The following is a 17805-nucleotide window of genomic DNA, read 5'->3' as shown; positions in this document are numbered from 1 at the left end:
GCTGCTGCGCGGCGGGGCGATTGACGTCGAGCGACGCCATCAGCACCTTTTTGCGGTCGCGCTCGGTCAGGCGGCGGCCGGCCCGACATGGCGCAGGGCGGCGGTCCGGACGGTGCCAGCGCCGATGCGGCGGTGGCGGCGGTGCGCGCCGCGCTGGCCGGCATGGCGGTCAGCGCCTGAGCGCCACCATGGCCGGCAGCCTTTCTGCTGGCCACCCCGCCCCCGTCGATGCGCTGATCATCGGCGGCGGGCATAACGGGCTGGTCTGCGCCTGGTATCTGCGGCGCGGCGGCCTGTCGGTGCGGGTGGTGGAGGCGCGGTCCATCGTCGGCGGCGCGGCGGTGACCGAGGAGTTCCACCCCGGGTTCCGCAACTCGGTCGCCAGCTACACGGTCGGGCTGCTCCAGCCGCGGATCATCGCCGACATGGCGCTCAAGGCGCATGGCCTGCGCATCGTCATGCGGCCGGTGGCCAATTTCCTGCCGCTCGATGACCGCCGGCATCTGGTGATGGGCGGCGGCATAGCGCGCACCCAGGCGGCGATTGCGCGGTTTTCGGCGCGCGACGCCATGGCCTATCCCGCCTATCTGGCGGCGCTCGAACGGGTCGCCGATGTGCTGCGCGCGCTGGCGCTCAGGACCCCGCCAGAAGCAGGTGGCGGGCTGGACAGCCTGATCCGGCTGGTCATGCAGGGCTGGGGCGTGGCGCGGCTCGACCGCGCGGTGCAGCGCGATCTGCTCGCCATCTTCACCCGGTCGGCGCGCGAGTTTCTCGACAGCTGGTTCGAGAGCGACGAGCTGAAAGCCGCGCTCGGGTTCGATTCGATCGTCGGCCATTATGCCAGCCCCGACAGCCCGGGCAGCGCCTATGTGCTGCTGCATCATGTGTTCGGCGAGGTGGAGGGAGAGCGCGGCGCCTGGGGCCATGCGCTGGGCGGCATGGGCGCGATCACCGCCGCCATGGCATCGGCCTGCCGCGCGGCCGGCGTCGAGATCGAAACCGATGCCCCGGTCGCGCGCGTGCTGATCGATGGCGGCGCGGCCCGTTCAGGGGGATCAGGCGGCGCGACCGCAGTTGGCGTGCGGCTGGCCGATGGCCGGGAGCTGCGCGCGCGCCATGTGATCGCCAATGTGGGACCGAAGCTGCTTTATGACCGGCTGCTCGCGGTGGAGGATCTGCCGCCCGATTTCGCGCGGGCGATGCGCGGTTATGCGGTCGGCTCCGGCACCTTCCGGATGAATGTCGCGCTGTCCGGCCTGCCGCGTTTTTCCTGCCTGCCTGCGCCCGGCCCGCATCTGGCGAGCGGCATCGTCATCGCGCCCAGCCTTGATTATATGGACGCCGCCTATCGCGATGCGCGCGCGACCGGCTGGTCGGCGCAGCCGGTGGTTGAAATGCTGATCCCGTCGCTGCTCGACGGCAGCCTCGCCCCGCCCGGCGCGCATGTCGCCAGCCTGTTCTGCCAGCAATTCGCCCCCCGCCTGCCCGACGGGCGCGACTGGGCGGCGGAACGCGCGCGCGCGGCCGATCATGTGATCGACACGGTCGATCGCTTCGCCCCCGGCTTCCGGTCGCTGGTCGTCGGGCGGATGGCGCTCAGCCCCGCCGATCTCGAGGCGCGGTTCGGGCTGGCGGGCGGCGATATTTTTCATGGCCGGATGAGCCTCGACCAGCTCTGGGCGGCGCGGCCGGTGCTTGGCCATGGCAGCTATCGCGGGCCGCTGCGCAATCTGTGGATGTGCGGCGCGGGCACCCATCCGGGCGGCGGCGTCACCGGCGCGCCGGGCCATAATTGCGCGCGCGAGGTGCTGCGCGGCTGGTGACTTGGTCGCAGGGACAACTCCGCGCTCAGGCGAGCGCGCGGCGCAGCGCGAGGCTGTCGAGGATCATCCCCCCGGCGATGAACACCGCGAGCGAACAGGCCCCGAACAGCAGCCAGCCGGCCGGGCCGGGATAGACGTCCAGATAATGCACCCCGCGCCAGGTGGCACCCTGGGCGAGGCCGAAAATCACCAGAAACGCCTCAAAGCGCGTCTTGATCGTGAACAGGCGGCGGATCTTCTGTCCCATGGCGTGATCCTAGCAAGTGCCGGGCCAGCCACGGAAATCCGCCATTTCCGGCGCGGCCGTCATGGTAAACTGTCAGTTAACCCGACACTTTGCCCGTTCCGTTTCTCCGCTTTTAAAGCGCCCCGGTCAGATCGAGTTCGGCGAGCAGCGCCGCCCGTGCCGCCTCGATCCGCGCATGCAGCGCCGGATCGCCGATTTCGTCGGGGGCGATGGTCTCCGGCCAATGGGCGGAGACGACCGCCGCCAGCCGGTCGATCTTCGCATCATCGAGCATGAAGCGCGGATCGACCCGCGCCGGATCGGCGACGACGCGCAGACGCAGACAGGCCGGGCCGCCGCCATTGGCCATGGACTGGCGGACATCGACGAACAGCGCCTGACGGATCGGGCCATTGCCCGCCGTCAGCCGCGCCAGATAGGCGGCGACCGCCGGGGTGTCGCGCGCCTCGGTCGGCAGGATCAGCGCCTGCCCGCCATCGGGCAGCGTCACCAGCTGGGCGTTGAACAGATAGGACGAAATCGCATCGGCCAGGCTGACTTCGGCCGCCGGCACCTCGACGATGCGGACATCGGGGAAGAGCCGGCGCAGATCGGCGTAAAATCCGTCCCGGTCGGCAAAGGCCAGTTCATGCGCGAACAAGGTCAGCCCGTCGGCCACCGCGACCACGTCATTGTGGAACGCGCCCGCCGCAATCGCGGTTTCCGACTGCTCGACGATCAGCGTGCGCGCCGGATCGAGCCGGTGATGCGCGGCCACCGCCTCGCAGGCGATGCGGTGCTGGCGCGCCGGGAACGGGCCGCCGGAGCGGCCATAGACGAAGATCTCCACCCCCGGCGCGTCATGGCCGGGTGCCAGCCGCATGTGATTGGCCGCGCCTTCGTCCCCGAACGGGGCGGGCACCGGGCCGTGCACGCAAAAGGCCGGATCGGCAAAGGCCAGCCGCAGCTGGGCGAGCGTGTGCGGCCATTCATGGCTGCGGTGCGGCATCGTCAGCAGGTTGGCGACGCTCAGATGGCAGCGCCCGTCGCCGGTATCGGGGGCGGGCGACACCGTCGCCGCATTGGCGGTCCACATCGCCGAGGCCGACAGCGCCCAGGCCGGCACCGGCGCGGCGCTGGCCATCGACGCGCCGAGCGTCGCCAGCCAGTCATGGTCGGGGCGGGGATGCGGCAGCAACAGCCCCTGCGCCAGCCCGAGGTGCAGATTGTGGCGCATCTTGGCCAGCCCCTGCAGCGCGGCGGCGCGGGGATGGCTGGCCTGACCGGCATTGCGCGCCGAGGCGAGATTGCCAAGGCTCAGCCCGGCATAATTGTGGCTGGGGCCGATCAGCCCGTCAAAGTTGATTTCGCGCAGGCTCATTGCCGCCCCACATGGCAGATGGTGTCGCCCAGACCGACCTTCAGCATGGCTGCGGCCCCGGCATCGATGGCGATTTCCCCGCCGCTCAGCGTTTCGATCCGCGCATAGGCGGCGCGGAAATCGATCAGCCGCCCGGCCGCAGCCAGCCTGACCTCGCCGCCTTCCACCGGGCCGATGCGCGCGATCCGCGAATCGACCGCATCCTGCACCGAACGGATCCGGTCGGTCTGCGCCACCATGGTCGGGCCGCCGTCGAAAATGTCGACATAGCTGTCATGGGTGAAGCCTTCATGCTCCAGCATCCGCATCGCCGCCCGCCCGGTCGGGTGCGGCACGCCGATCACCTGCCGCGCCGCTTCGGGCAGCATGGCGGTGTAGATCGGCGTTTTGGGCATCAGATCGGCGATGAACTGGTTGCCATGCACGGCGTTGAACTCATCGGCTTCCTGAAAGCTCATGCCGAAGAATTTGCCGGCCAGCCCGTCCCAGAAGGGCGAGCCGCCGGCCTCGTCGATCACGCCGCGCAGCTCGGCGAGCGTGCGGTCCGAAAAGCGGGCGCGATGCTGGCGGATGAACAGATAGCGGCTGCGCGCGAGCAGCAGGCCCAGCCCGCCCGCCCGCTCGCCGGGATGGAGGAACAGCCCGCCGACCTCGCTCGCGCCTTCCAGATCGGTCGACAGGGTCAGCATGTCGGCGCGGAAAGTGCGATTGAGCTCCTTCGACACCTGGGTCAGCGTGCCGAGCCGGTAGGAGTAAAACGGCCAGTGCTGCCCGACCATGGTGAAGATCTGGCAGGTGCCGCGCACCTGGCCGGTAGCGGTGTTTTCAAGCACCATGACGAACAGATCGTCTACATGCCGGTCCTCGGTGCGGGCAAGCGCGGCCGCCGATCGTTCGAGCTTGGCGGTCAGCGTGTCGCGGTTGGGCGGCAGGTTGGTGAACCCGCCGCCGGTCAGCTTGGCCATTTCATAAAGCGCGGCCAGATCGCCGGCTGCCGCCGGGCGCAGCACATAGGTCATGCGCGGCCCCGCTCGATCAGCCGCAGAATGGCCAGTGTCGACAGCATCGCCCGTTCGGGCAGCGATTCCAGGATCAAATACTCCTCCGCACTGTGAATGGCCCCGCCGCGCACGCCCATCGTGTCGATCACGGGGACGCCGGTGGCCGCGATATTGTTGCCGTCGCATACCCCGCCGGTCGCGCGCCAGCCGATCGACAGGCCCAGATCGGCCCCGCAGTCCTTGACCAGCATGAACAGCCGTTCGGCCGCCGGGTCCATCGGCTTGGGCGGGCGGCCAAAGCTGCCATGGACATGGATGCCGACGCCGCGCGCGGCGGCGACCGCAGCGACGGCGCCGTCGATCGCGGCCTGCGCGCGCGCCTGATCGGCCGGGGTGCGCGGGCGCAGATTGACGCGCAGCACCGCATGATCGGGCACGACATTGTTCGGGCCGCCGCCTTCGATCCGCGCCGGATTGACCGACAGGCCGTCGCCCGCCGCCGCTTCCAGCCGGAGCGCAAGATCGGCCGCCGCCAGCACGGCGTTCAGCCCGTCTTCCGGGTTGCGGCCGGCATGGGCGCTGCGCCCGCTGATGATGAACGAGAAATTGCCGCTGCCGCCGCGCGCGCCCGCCAGCGTCCCGTCGGGCAGAGCGGGTTCATAGGTGAAGGCCGCGGCCTTGCCCTTGGCGACGCGCGCGATCAGCGCGGCGGAGGAGGGGGAGCCGACCTCCTCGTCACTGTCGATCAGCACCTGATAGCCGAACCGGGGCGCAAGCGGCGACGCCTCGACCGCGGCCAGCGCGGCGAGCATCAGCGCGATCCCGCCCTTCATGTCGGCGACGCCGGGGCCGTTCACCCGGCCATCGTCCAGAAACGCGACGCTCTGGAACGGGTGATCGGCCGGGAACACTGTGTCGTAATGGCCGGTGAACAGCAATTGCACCGGCGCGTCGGGCCGGACGGTGACGAGCAGATGGTCGCCATGCGCGATGGGGGCGATGCTGCCGTCCGCGCCCACCGCATCGACCGGCGCGGGCGGCACCAGCGCAATATCGCCGGGCAGGACGGCAAAGGCGTCGGCCAGCATCCCCGCCATCGTCTTCAGCCCGGCCAGGTTGCGCGACCCGCTGTTGATCGCCGCCCAGGCGAGCGTCTGGTCGAGAAGCGGCGCGGCCGCGGCGGCCTCGCACGCGGCCCGTTCGCTGTTGGATAATGCCATGGCGGCTGTCTAGCGGCGGAAATGCGCCGCGCCAACACAGGGGCTTGGCCGGCTGTGTGTTTGTCGCGGTTTTGTGGGGGAAGAGCGGCACCGGGTGTTGTTAGCTGTGAAGAACGGCACCGGCCCGCACCACAAACAACCCGGTGCCGCCACCGCGCCGACAGGCGCGCAACAAACAACCTGCCGACAGGCGCGCAGCAAACAACCTGCCGAGAGGCGCGCAACAAAAAACCCGCACGCCCACCGCGTCACAGCAGCGGCGCGAACTCCGCCAGCACTGCCTCATAGAGCGCGCGCTTGAACGGCACGATCAGCTCGGGCAGCCGTGCCGGGGCCACCCATTGCCAGGCGCTGAACTCGGGATGGGCGGTGGCGATGTCGATATCGCGGTCCTCGCCCAGAAAGCGGGCAAGGAACCAGGTCTGGCGCTGCCCGCGATAGCGGCCACCCCAGACCCGCGCCTGCAGGTCGGGCGGCAGGTCATAATCGAGCGGCGCGCGCGATTGCGCCTCCAGCCGGACGAGATTGGCGGCGATCCCGGTCTCCTCGCCCAGCTCGCGCAGCGCGGCGGCCGCCGGATCCTCGCCCGGATCGATGCCGCCCTGCGGCATCTGCCAGGCATCGAGCGTGGTATCGATGCGCTGGCCGACAAAGACGCGACTGGCGGCGTTGACCAGCATCACCCCGACACAGGGGCGGTAGGGCAGGTCGTTCATGCGGGGCCGCCCGACGCCTCGGCAATCATCGCCGCCAGCACCTTGAAACAGCCGGCGCACTCGTCTGCGGCCGAGGGGATCGCCTTGCGCAGCGTGATGAAGCCGTGAATGTTGCCCCGCGCCTCGCGGTAGCTGGTCGGCACCCCCGCGGCGATCAGCCGCCCGGCATAGGCGCGGCCCTGATCGCGCAGCGGATCCAGCCCGGCGGTGACGATCAGGCAGGGCGGCAGCCCGGCGGGATCGGCGAGGATCGGCGTGTTGCGCACATCGCCCGCCACCGCGCGGTAATGGTCGGAGAACCAGCGCATGCTGTCCCCGGTCAGCAGGAAACCATCGGCAAAGACACGGAATGACGGATAGGCCGCGCCGTCATCGACCACCGGATAGATCGGCCACATCGCGATCACCGGCACCGCCGCCGGCGCGTCGCGCAGCGCAAGCGCGGTGACGATGGTCAGATTGCCGCCGGCGCTGTCGCCCGCCAGCACCAGCCCGGTCACAGTGCGGCCGATCAGTTCGGGGCTGGCCGCGATCCAGCGCGCCGCCGCCTCGCAGTCGATGGGGGCGGCGGGAAACGGATGTTCGGGGGCCAGCCGGTAATCGACCGCGACCACCGGCAGGTCGAGCGCGCGGGCGGCTTCGGCGCAAAAACCGTCATGGCTGTCGAGATCGCCGATCACGAACCCGCCGCCATGGAAAAACACCATCACCGGGCCGGGCGCGCGTTCAGCACGGGCATCGTAGAGCCGCAGGCGGATGTCCCCGGCCGGGCCGGGCATCGCCAGATCGCGGCGCACGGCCAGATCGCCCGCCGGCAGATCGGCCACATCCTTCATCATCAGATAGGCGGCACGCGCGGTCGCCGGATCCTGTTCATGCATGCGCGGGCCGGGAATGGCGTTCAGGAATTGCAGGAACGCCGCCACGTCGGGGCGAACGAAAGGGGCGCTGTCGGCAGCTGGCGGGGCGGTGTCGGTCATTGGCGGGGCATCCCTGTTCCTGGCGGGCCAGACTGGCGCTGGGCCTGTTCTCGTTGCAGCGGCAACGCGGCGTGCAGGCCGGTTGCCGCCATGACCTTGCCCGGCCTGTCGTTCACGTCAAGGGAAGGGCGCTGCCGTGCCGGTCAGCGCGTCAGCAGCCCGTGATGCTTGCGCCCCGCCGACACCCGCACCGGCGCGTCGCCAAGGGTGACGACCAGCGCCTCATCCTCCACCTTCGCGCCGTCGATGCGCGCGCCGCCGCCCTTGATCAGCCGCCGCGCCTCGCCCTTTGACGCGCACAGGCCGAGCGCGACCAGCGCGTCGACTATGCCGATACTGCCGCCGGGGACGCTGTGGCTGGGCAGCGCCTCGCCCGCCGCATTGTCCTCAAACGTCCGCTTTGCGGTTTCCGCCGCGGCCTCGGCGGCCGCGCGGCCCCGGCACATGGCGGTCGCCTCATTGGCGAGGATCTTCTTCGCCTCGTTGATCTCCGCGCCTTCGAGCGTTTCCAGCCGGGCGATCTCGTCGAGCGGCAGATCGGTGAACAGCCGCAGGAAGCGGCCGACATCGCGGTCGTCGGTGTTGCGCCAGAACTGCCAGTAATCATAGGCTGGCAGTGCATCCTCGTTCAGCCACACCGCGCCCGACATGGTCTTGCCCATCTTGCCGCCATCGGCGGTGGTGATGAGCGGCGTCGTCAGCCCATAGACCTCGGTGCCGTCGACGCGCCGCGCCAGCTCGATGCCGTTGACGATATTGCCCCACTGGTCCGACCCGCCCATCTGCAGGCGGCACCCGGCGCGGCGCGACAGCTCCAGGAAATCATAGGCCTGGAGGATCATATAGTTGAACTCGAGGAACGACAGCGACTGTTCGCGCTCCAGCCGCAGCCGCACCGAATCGAAGCTCAGCATCCGGTTGACCGAGAAATGCTGGCCGATCTCGCGCAGGAACGGGATATATTCGAGCGCGTCGAGCCACTGGGCATTGTCGAGCATGATCGCATCGGTCGGCCCGCCCGCCTCGCCATCGGGGGCAAAGGTCAGGAAGCGTTCGAACACCCGCTTGATGCTGGCCACATTGGCGGCGATGACCTCGTCGGTCATCAGCTTGCGCGCCTCGTCCTTGAAGCTCGGATCGCCGATCTTGCCGGTGCCGCCGCCCATCAGGACGATCGGCTTGTGCCCGGTCTGCTGCAGGCGGCGCAGCAGCATGATCTGGACCAGACTGCCGACATGCAGCGACGGCGCGGTCGGATCGAACCCGATATAGCCGGGCACGACCCCTCTGGCCGCAAGCGCATCGAGGCCGGCGGCATCGGTCAGCTGGTGGATATAGCCGCGCGCGGCGAGCAGGCGGAGCAGATCGGACGCATATTCGGTCATGGTCCCCGCCGCATAGCGAAGCCGGGCGCGGGTGTCATCGGGGACGCGCAGCGCGGATGTGGATCGACGAGGGGCGCGGCGATGGGGGCGGGCCGCAATGGTGCAGATAGCCGACGCCAAGCCCATTGCGCGATGCGGTCTGGTGCACCACAAACCCGCATGCTTCGTTCAGATCGCGCGTTCCGCCGCCCCGCTGCCGCACTGCTCCACACTGTCGGGCTTGCCCTTCTCCTCTCCGCCCCGGCCGGCGCGCTCCATGCCCAGTCCGCTCTGCCTGCCCCTTCGCCGGTGCAGGCCCGGCTGGCCCCCGCCGTCGATCCGGCGCTTTATGCGGGGCTCAAATACCGGATGGTCGGGCCGTTCCGCGGCGGGCGCGCGACGGCCGTCACCGGCATTGCCGAACAGCCGCATGTGTTCTTCATGGGCACGACCGGCGGCGGGGTGTGGAAGACCGACGATGCCGGCGGCCACTGGACCAATGTGACCGACGGGTTTCTCGACATCGGCAATATCGGCGCCATCGACGTTGCCGACAGCGATCCGCGCATCATCTATGTCGGCACCGGCTCGGCCTCCATCCGCGGCAACAGCTCGGTCGGGCGCGGCGTCTGGAAATCAACCGATGGCGGGACGACTTGGCGTCATATGGGGCTGCCGGAATCAGGCGCGATCGGCAAGCTGCTGGTCCACCCGACCAATCCCGACATCGTCTATGTCGCAGCCCTTGGCCACCCGTTCGGCCGCAACCGGGACCGCGGCGTCTACCGGACGCGCGATGGCGGGGCGACGTGGGAGCAGGTGCTGTTCCTGAACGACGGCACGGGGGCGGTGACGCTGTCGATCAGCCCCGACAATCCCGATGAAATCTATGCCGGCATGTCGCGCATCGAGCGCAAGCCATGGACGATGATCTCCGGCGGTCCCGATGGCGGGGTGTATCGGAGCAGCGACGGCGGCACGAGCTGGCAGAAGCTTGGCGGCGGGCTGCCGACGGGCCTGGTCGGCAAGGTCGGGGTGACGGTTTCGCCCGCCAATCCGAAGCGCGTCTGGGCGCTGGTGGAGGCGGAGCCGGGCGGCGGCCTGTATCGTTCCGACGACCGCGGCGCGACCTGGAAGCTGGTGAATGGCGACGCGCTGGTGCGCGGGCGCCCCTGGTATTACAGCCATGTCCGCGCCCATCCGACGAACCCCGATATCGTCTATGTGATGAACGTCCCGCTGCTGCGGTCGACCGATGGCGGTGCCACGTTCAAAAAGGTGCCGGTGCCGCATGGCGACGTCCATGACATCTGGATCAACCCGCGCGATCCGCGCATTTTCGGCGTGTCCGACGATGGCGGCACGGTGGTGACGCTGAACGACGGGCGCACCTTCTCGTCGATGTACAACCAGCCGACTGCCGAGCTGTATGACGTGGTGGTCGACAACCAGACACCCTATCGCCTGTACGGATCGCAGCAGGACAGCTCGAGCATCAGCGTGCTGCAGCGGCGGCTGCACAACTCGCTGCGCCCGCAGCAGGAATGGGGCTATGCCGCGGGCTGCGAAACCGGGCCGATCGCCCTGCACCCCGATCATCCCGAGATCCTGTTCGGCGGCTGCTATGGCGGCGAGATCAACCGGATGGATGTGCGCGACGACACGCGGGTCAGCGTCACCGTCTATCCCGAGGCGATGGGCCTTGCGCCGCGCGACAAGGTCAACCGCTGGCAGTGGCTGGCCCCGATCGTCGTCAGCCCGCATGATCCGGCCACCGTCTATCACGCCAGCCAATATCTCTACCGCAGCCGCGACCGCGGCCAGAGCTGGACGCGCATCTCGCCCGATCTGACGACCAACGATGCGCGTTATCAGGCCTGGCCGGGCGAGCCGATCACCGCCGACAATCCCTATGGCGCGGAAACCTTCACGACCATCACGGCGGTCACGCCGTCGCCGCAGGATGCGCGCCTGATCTGGGTGGGCAGCGACGATGGCCGCGTGCACATCACCCGCGACGACGGCAAAAGCTGGACCGACATCACGCCGCCCGATCTGCCACCGCTGACCACCGTGGCCCGGATCGAGGCATCGCCGCATGCGCCGGGGCGGGCGTTCGTGGCCGCGCACCGCTACCGGCTGGACGACTTTACCCCCCATATCTACCGCACCGACGATTATGGCCGCAGCTGGACGCGGCTGGCCGATGGCCGCAACGGCATTCCCGGCAACCATCCGGTGCGGGTGGTGCGCGAGGACAATGAACGGCGCGGGCTGCTTTACGCGGGGACCGAGTTCGGGCTGTTCGTGTCGTTTGACGACGGCGCGCGCTGGCAATCGCTCCAGCTCAACCTGCCGGCCACGCCGGTGATGGACCTGAAGGTTCATCGCGGCGACTTGGCGGTCGCGACGCAGGGACGCTCGTTCTGGATCCTCGACGATCTCGGCCCGCTGCGCGAACTCGCCGCCGATGCCGCGCCCCGGCCGGTACGGCTGTTCGCGCCCCGCCCGGCGGCGCGCGGCACGGTCGGCCTGCCGCTGCGCGAGGTCGACCTGACGCTTCCCGACAATCTGCCCCATGGCGCGCTCATCCATTATGCGTTGGCCGCTGAGGCGAAGGAGGCGACGCTCGACATTCTCGACGCCGGCGGTGCCGTCCTGCGCCGCTTCACGACCGGAGGCGCGGAGGCCGACCGGCTGGTCGCGACGCAGGGCTTCCACCGGCTTGTCTGGGATCTGCGCACCGCCGCACCGAAGGGCGCAAAGCCGGCCGGGCCGGACGAGCGGGGGCCGGAGGGCGTGAAGGTGCCGCCGGGGCGCTACACGGTCAGGCTGACCGTCGGGCCGGTGGTCGAAACGGCGGCGTTGACCGTCACCGGCAATCCGCGCGCCCCCGGCATCACCCAGGCCGATTATGCCGCGCAATACCGGCTGAGCCTGGCGGTGCGCGACACCATCACCGAGATCAACCGCGCGCTGGCCGATGTGCGCGCCCTGCGCAAGGATCTGGCATCGTCTGCCACAGCGGGCGGCAATGCCGCCGGCGCACTCGAGGCCGCGCTCAAGGCGGTGGAGGCGCTGATCGCGCCCTTCCCGGTCGGCGGCGCGCGCGAGGGGCCGGCGGGGCTGAGCGCGCATTATGACGCGCTTTACGGGACGCTGGTCAGCGATGGCGGCTATGGCTCGGGCAGCGCCGAGGGGCGGCCGACCGCCAGCCGGTTCCAGCGCAAGGCCGATCTGGATCGGCAGTGGCAGGCGGTGCGGGCGCGGCTTCAGGCGGTGATCGACACCGAACTGGGGGCGTATAATGCCGAAGCGCGCGAACGCGGTCTGCCGGCGCTGCGCCTGCCGTCGGCCTAGAGCGGTTTCCGATCCGATTGCAGCGGATCGGCCGCTCCAGGCCTTTGATTTACCGGATTTTCCGGGTCGCCGGGTGATTCAGCCCGGCTTGAAAATGCGCTGGCACCGGATGACAGTTCCGGTGCTAGGCTGGGGACGCGTTGCCATCCCTGCAAATACGGGTCATGAATAACCCGTGCCTGTCGTTTGAACTTTGACAGTCGGGAACCGTGTTTCGAAGCTGTCGAGGGGGATTGCCGGTCCCGCGTGCAGACGCGGTCGGTGTCCGTTCTGAACGGAACCGGCGCGTTTGTGCCGGCCCGGGCAAGAGGCTGTCGGGGAAACAGCCTTTCTTCCGGACCGGTCGGGGGGTGGTCATTGAGGGAAGGCAGGATTTTGCCGGCTGGCGTCAAAGCCTGCTGCGGGGCGTGCAGGCCCGGGGCGGCGCTGCGCGCGGTCCGGTGCCTGCCGCCACGACTAGGGATTCTGGTCGCAGCGGCGTTGCTGACCAGCGGCTGCACCTTCGTGCGCATCGAGGATGCAGCCGGGGTGCGGCATCAGGCATATCTGGGGCCATATCAGGGGCAGGCGGCCGGATCCGGGGCTGACGGGCAGGGGCTGACCGTGTCGCGTACCGAAATCCTTGGCCTTGGCGCGGTCGGCGGCGGGCTGGTGCTCGGCTGGGCGCGCGAACATGCGGTCAGGGGGCGGGGCGGCGATGATTGCCGGGTCGTCATCTTCAGACTGCCGGACGATCCGGGCGAGGCGCAGCGCTGGCGCGAACTGATCGCCGGGCGGCCCGACATCTGTGTCGTAAGGGATGAAAAAGCCGAAGGGGGAGACGGTGATGCAACGCCATAAACTGCCGATTGCGATGCTGATGCTGCTGAGCGGCTGTGCCGCGATGGAGCAGGCACCGCTTGTCTATTCATCGGCCAAGCAATTCGGGCTGGGGGTCAAATCGGGCGCGCCCGATGCGCCGGGGCTGGATGTCACCATCGGCTTTCGCGCGCTCGACGCCGCCTATGTGCCGGTCGCGGTCGCCAAGCAGTGCCCGGCGGGCCAGCAATGCACGGGCGTCAGCTACAATGTGCTGCCGATCAACGGCACCAGCCAGATCAGCGGGCTGCGTCAGGTCGATGATCAGCGCATCGCCGCTGAAACCCGCACCGTCGAGGACGGGGTGCGCGCGATCGAGGAGCGGGCGCGGCAGAAGGTGGCGCTTGCCGCCAGCGTCGCGGAGACCGACCGGCTGGCAACCGATCAGGCGCGGCTGGCGTCCCTTGTCGCTGCTGCCGCGGCCGCGCCACTCTCTGCCGCTGACGAGGCCGAGCGCGTGCAGTTGCAGGCGCGGGTCGACCGGGTGGCAAAGCTCGATGCCCCGGCGCTGAAGGCCGAGATTGCGCGGCTGGAAAACGAAAATGCCGCGACCGCCCGTCAGGTCGAGGAAGCGCGCGGGCGGCTGCGCACATTGCTGGCCCAGCGCAGCGAGCAGACCGGCGACGCCAAGACCGATGCCCTGTCGGTCTATGGCACGTTCAACGGCGATTCGAGCGGCACTGCCGAGGGGGCGTCGCTGCGGCTGGGTAACACTTTCTCGACCGGTGTCGCCGCGCAGAACATGACCCAGGGGCTGCGCGAAAGCGCGCCGACGCGCGCCGTCCATGAATGTCTGGCCGCGACCAGTCTAATCCTCGACCGCGCCGACATCCCGGATGCCGCCAAGGCCGATCTGGTCAAGGGCGTGATCGCCGCTTGCGGCCAGCCGCGCCCCGCGCCTTAACGCGGAGGGGCTGACGCGGAGCAGTTGAGGAGGGCTGCTCTGGCGCGCCTGCTCAGGCGGCGGTCAGCCCTCTCGCCACCGCCTCGGCGACCTTGATGCCGTCGATCGCCGCCGACAGGATGCCGCCGGCATAGCCGGCCCCTTCGCCCGCCGGATAAAGCCCGGCGACGTTGAGGCTCTGGAAATCCGCGCCGCGGGTGATGCGCACCGGCGAGGAGGTGCGCGTTTCCACCCCGGTCATGATCGCATCGGGATGGTCGTAGCGCGCGATCCGGCGGCCGAACACCGGCAGCGCTTCGCGGAACGCCTCGATCACATAACCGGGCAGGCAGGCCGACAGGTCGGTCGGGGTGACGCCGGGCTTGTAGCTGGGGACGACCTGCCCGATCGCGGTCGAGGCGCGCCCGGCGAGCAGGTCTTCCACCCGCTGCACCGGCGCATGGTAATTGCGCCCGCCCGCGGCAAAGGCCGCATCCTCCAGCTGGCGTTGCAGCGCGATCCCGGCGAGCGGCCCGCCGGGGAAATCCCGTTCCGGCTCGATCGGCACGACCATGCCCGAATTGGCGTTGAACTCGGCCCGGCTGTACTGGCTCATGCCGTTGGTGACGACGCGGCCATCCTCGCTGGTCGCCGCGACCACGCGCCCGCCCGGACACATGCAGAAGGAATAGACGCTGCGGCCGTTGCGGGCATGGTGGACAAGCGCATAGGCCGCCGCCCCCAGATCGGGGTGCTTGGCGCAGCGGCCATAGCGCGCCTCGTCGATCCAGCCCTGCGGATGTTCGATGCGCACGCCGATCGCAAACGGCTTGGCCTCCAGATGCACACCTGCGGCATGGAGCATCTCGAAGGTCGGCCGCGCGCTGTGGCCGACGGCAAGCACGACATGAGCGGCAATCAGCGTGTCGCCGCTGTCGAGCACCAGCCCGCGCAGCCGCATCGTGCCGTCGCCCGCGCGGTCGAGGATCAGATCGTCGACCCGCGTCTGCCAGCGATATTCGCCGCCCAGCCTTTCGATCTCCGCCCGCATCGCCTCGACCATCGAGACGAGGCGGAAGGTGCCGATATGCGGATGCGCCTGCCACATAATGTCGTCCGGCGCGCCCGCGCGGACAAACTCTTCCAGCACCTTGCGGCCGAGAAAGCGGGGGTCTTTGACCCGGCAATAGAGCTTGCCGTCCGAAAACGTCCCCGCGCCGCCTTCGCCGAACTGGACGTTGCTGTCGGTGTCGAGCACGCCGCGCCGCCACAGGCCCCATGTGTCCTTGGTGCGTTCGCGCACGATCTTGCCGCGATCGACGATGATCGGGCGGAACCCCATCTGCGCCAGGATCAGCCCGGCAAACAGCCCGCACGGCCCCGCGCCGATCACCACCGGCCGCTGGCCCGCCCAGCCCGGCGGCGCCGTGACCGGCGGGCGATAGGCCATGTCGGGCGTCGGCCGCACATCCTTGTCGTCGCGGTGGGCGGCGAGCACCGCCTCGGCATCGTCGACGGTGACATCGACCGTGTAGACCAGCTTGATCGCCGCGCGCTTGCGGGCGTCATTGCCGCGCTTGAACAGGGTGAAGCCGCGCAGGCGCGCCCGGTCGATGCCAAGGCGGGCGCAGATCGCCTCGGGCAGCGCCTCGGGCGGATGGTCGAGCGGAAGGGCAAGGCCGGACAGGCGGATCATCGCCCGCGCTTTACGGCCAAGGGGCGCAAACGCCAATCCCGGCCGGTCCCTGAGTTCTACTGGCCCTGAGCTTTATCGCCCTGAGCTTTATGCGCAGCCGAACCCGGCCTCGACGGTGCCGGGGCGGCGGGATAGGGACAGGCGATGATCGCCGCCGCGCTTGTCTGCCATCCCGATACCCCCGCCGCCGCTGTCAGCGCGGTCGCGGTGACGCTCGATATCCTGCCGGACGGTGATTGGCGGCTCGGCTGGCGGCTATCGTCGGCCGGGCAGCTTGTGATCCCCGATCCGGCACCGCCGCTGCGCACCGACGGGCTGTGGCGGATGACCTGCATGGAGCTGTTCGTGCGCCCCGCCGGGCAGACGGGCTATCTGGAGTTCAACCTGTCGCCATCGGGGGCATGGGCGGCCTATCGCTTCGACGCGCCGCGCGCGGGGATGCGCGATTTCGACTGTCCGCCGCCGCGCATCGCCACGCGGTCGGGCGGCGATGATTTCCTGCTCGATGCCCAGCTTGCACCGCCGCCGGGCGATGGTGCCGCCTTCGACATTGCTCTTTCGGCGGTGATCGTCGAGCAGGGCGGCGTCACCAGTTACTGGGCGCTCGCCCAACCGCCCGGCCGGCCCGATTTCCATCATCCCTGTTGCTTTGCGCGCCGACTGCCGCCAGCCATGCCGGCATGATCCGTTTTGGCCTTGATCGGCTGATCGCCGACCCCGAACTGCGCCGTCCGCTTGCCGGCCGCCGCATCGCCCTGCTCGCCCATCCTGCCTCGGTCACCGCCGATCTCGTCCATGCGCTCGACGCGCTGGCGGCGCTGCCTGATCTGAAGCTGACCGCCGCATTCGGCCCGCAGCACGGGCTGCGCGGCGACAAGCAGGACAATATGATCGAGTCGCCGGATTTCACCGATCCGGTCCATGGCATCCCGGTGTTCAGCCTTTATGGCGAGGTCAGGCGGCCGACCCCGGCGATGCTCGACAGTTTCGATGTGATGCTGATCGACCTGCAGGATCTGGGCTGCCGCATCTACACCTTTATCACCACCTTGCTCTATGTGCTCGAAGCCGCTGCCGCGACCGGCAAATCGGTCTGGGTGCTCGACCGGCCCAATCCCGCCGGCCGGCCTGTCGAGGGCCTGACGCTGCTGCCCGGCTGGGAAAGCTTTGTCGGCGCGGGGCCGATGCCGATGCGCCATGGCCTTACCCTTGGCGAACTGGGCCTGTGGTTCATCGATCATTTCGGGCTCGACGTTGATTACCGGATGATCGCGATGGAGGGCTGGCAGCCCGATGCCGCCCCCGATTTCGGCTGGCCGGGGCGCGAGCGCATCTGGGTCAATCCCAGCCCCAACGCGCCCAATATCGGCATGGCCCGCGCCTATGCCGGCACGGTGATGCTGGAAGGCACGACGCTGTCGGAAGGGCGGGGGACGACCCGTCCGCTCGAACTGTTCGGCGCGCCCGATCTCGATGCGCGCGCGCTGCTTGCCGAGATGACGGCGATTGCGCCCGACTGGCTTCACGGCTGCCGCATCCGCGATTGCTGGTTCGAACCGACCTTCCACAAACATGCCGGGCAGCTGTGCGCGGGGCTGCACATCCATGCCGAGGGGCCGGGCTATGGCCATCAGGCGTTCCGGCCCTGGCGGGTGCAGGCGCTCGCCTTCAAGGCGATCCGCCGGCTCCGCCCCGATTATCCGCTGTGGCGCGATTTTCCCTATGAATATGCGTTCGGCCGCCTGCCGATCGACGTCATCAATGGCGGGCCGGGCCTGCGCGAGTGGGTGGACGATCCGGCCGCCGGCCCGGTCGAACTCGACCGGCTGGCGCAGGCGGACGAACAGGCCTGGACGGATCTGCGCCGGCCCTATCTGAAATATTGACGGCGGCGGCCCCCCGACCTCCGTGTCAACCCCCGATTGACTCAATCGCGAATCACGGCAAACCCTGTGCAATCGCGTGATTTTGCGAGTCTGTTCCGGCTCGTTAACCATTTTTTCACACGAACGGGGCAGCGTCGCTGCGCCGGGGGCAGTGCGAAGCGTCCGGGGGAGGTCGCTGTGGAGTCGAATCTGCGTTATTATGCCCGCCGTGCCGCCATGGAAGCGGCCGCCGCCGCCAAGGCCGTGACGCCGGAAGCGCAGATGCGGCGTCAGGCGCTTGCCGAGCGTTACGCCGCCAAGCTGCGCGAGCTGTCGCTGCAGGCCTGAACCGCGTTTGGGCGCGGCTGTCCGCGCCGCCCGTTTCCCCGCTTTTTCGCGTTTGGCCTTTTTCGCGTTTGCTGGACCGGCCTT

15 protein-coding genes are annotated in these 17805 nt (G+C 69.3%); 7 read left to right on the top strand and 8 right to left on the bottom strand.

Translation table 11 applies throughout. The annotated features are described in order from the left end of the window. Positions 1-188 precede the first annotated feature (188 nt). The gene (locus tag OPU66_RS10655) at positions 189-1823 is read left to right on the top strand and encodes a phytoene desaturase family protein (protein ID WP_498553624.1); all 1635 of its coding nucleotides are present in this window, start codon (positions 189-191) and stop codon (positions 1821-1823) included. Between the two features lie 25 nt (positions 1824-1848). On the opposite strand, the gene OPU66_RS10650 is transcribed toward OPU66_RS10655, so the two are convergent. From OPU66_RS10650 to tyrS, 7 genes are all read right to left on the bottom strand, one after another. Continuing rightward, positions 1849-2070 (bottom strand): hypothetical protein, encoded by a 222-nt coding sequence (locus OPU66_RS10650; protein ID WP_160593450.1) that lies wholly within the window; start codon positions 2068-2070, stop codon positions 1849-1851. Between the two features lie 112 nt (positions 2071-2182). After that, positions 2183-3430: an N-succinylarginine dihydrolase gene (locus tag OPU66_RS10645; protein WP_498553621.1), complete on the bottom strand. Its 1248-nt coding sequence runs from the start codon at positions 3428-3430 to the stop codon at positions 2183-2185. Further along, complete coding sequence (locus OPU66_RS10640; protein ID WP_498553620.1) at positions 3427-4449, bottom strand: arginine N-succinyltransferase; 1023 nt, start codon at positions 4447-4449, stop codon at positions 3427-3429. Before OPU66_RS10640 ends, OPU66_RS10645 begins: the two co-directional genes overlap by 4 nt. Further along, complete coding sequence (locus OPU66_RS10635) at positions 4446-5651, bottom strand: hydrolase (RefSeq protein ID WP_498553619.1); 1206 nt, start codon at positions 5649-5651, stop codon at positions 4446-4448. Before OPU66_RS10635 ends, OPU66_RS10640 begins: the two co-directional genes overlap by 4 nt. Before the next feature lie 248 nt (positions 5652-5899). Next, entirely contained in the window at positions 5900-6367 is a 468-nt protein-coding gene (locus tag OPU66_RS10630; protein ID WP_498553617.1) for an RNA pyrophosphohydrolase, read from the bottom strand. After that, positions 6364-7347: an alpha/beta hydrolase gene (locus OPU66_RS10625; RefSeq protein WP_498553616.1), complete on the bottom strand. Its 984-nt coding sequence runs from the start codon at positions 7345-7347 to the stop codon at positions 6364-6366. Before OPU66_RS10625 ends, OPU66_RS10630 begins: the two co-directional genes overlap by 4 nt. Before the next feature lie 143 nt (positions 7348-7490). After that, complete coding sequence (tyrS, locus tag OPU66_RS10620; RefSeq protein WP_498553615.1) at positions 7491-8732, bottom strand: tyrosine--tRNA ligase; 1242 nt, start codon at positions 8730-8732, stop codon at positions 7491-7493. 159 nt (positions 8733-8891) lie between these two features. On the opposite strand from tyrS, the gene OPU66_RS10615 reads away from it, so the two are divergent. From OPU66_RS10615 to OPU66_RS10605, 3 genes are all read left to right on the top strand, one after another. Next, positions 8892-12071, top strand: a complete 3180-nt coding sequence (locus tag OPU66_RS10615) for a hypothetical protein (protein ID WP_498553613.1) — start codon at positions 8892-8894, stop codon at positions 12069-12071. 480 nt (positions 12072-12551) lie between these two features. Continuing rightward, the gene (locus OPU66_RS10610; protein WP_498553612.1) at positions 12552-12911 is read left to right on the top strand and encodes a hypothetical protein; all 360 of its coding nucleotides are present in this window, start codon (positions 12552-12554) and stop codon (positions 12909-12911) included. Then, a complete protein-coding gene (locus OPU66_RS10605) occupies positions 12898-13833 on the top strand; it encodes a hypothetical protein (RefSeq protein ID WP_498553611.1) in 936 nt (311 codons plus the stop codon). Before OPU66_RS10610 ends, OPU66_RS10605 begins: the two co-directional genes overlap by 14 nt. 52 nt (positions 13834-13885) lie before the next feature. On the opposite strand, the gene OPU66_RS10600 is transcribed toward OPU66_RS10605, so the two are convergent. After that, positions 13886-15508, bottom strand: coding sequence for an NAD(P)/FAD-dependent oxidoreductase (locus OPU66_RS10600; RefSeq protein WP_498553610.1), 1623 nt, complete (start codon positions 15506-15508; stop codon positions 13886-13888). Between the two features lie 144 nt (positions 15509-15652). On the opposite strand from OPU66_RS10600, the gene OPU66_RS10595 reads away from it, so the two are divergent. From OPU66_RS10595 to OPU66_RS10585, 3 genes are all read left to right on the top strand, one after another. Continuing rightward, positions 15653-16192, top strand: coding sequence for a DOMON-like domain-containing protein (locus OPU66_RS10595; RefSeq protein WP_498553609.1), 540 nt, complete (start codon positions 15653-15655; stop codon positions 16190-16192). Beyond that, entirely contained in the window at positions 16192-17394 is a 1203-nt protein-coding gene (locus OPU66_RS10590) for an exo-beta-N-acetylmuramidase NamZ family protein (protein ID WP_498553626.1), read from the top strand. The genes OPU66_RS10595 and OPU66_RS10590 overlap by 1 nt, the downstream gene beginning before the upstream one ends. Positions 17395-17571: 177 nt before the next feature. Then, the gene (locus OPU66_RS10585) at positions 17572-17721 is read left to right on the top strand and encodes a hypothetical protein (RefSeq protein WP_160593431.1); all 150 of its coding nucleotides are present in this window, start codon (positions 17572-17574) and stop codon (positions 17719-17721) included. Positions 17722-17805 lie beyond the last annotated feature (84 nt).

The sequence above is a fragment of the Sphingomonas sp. URJC2 genome, from assembly GCF_059803575.1.
Note: the sequence above shows the minus strand (reverse complement) of the source record. Positions and strands in the feature narration are given on the sequence as shown.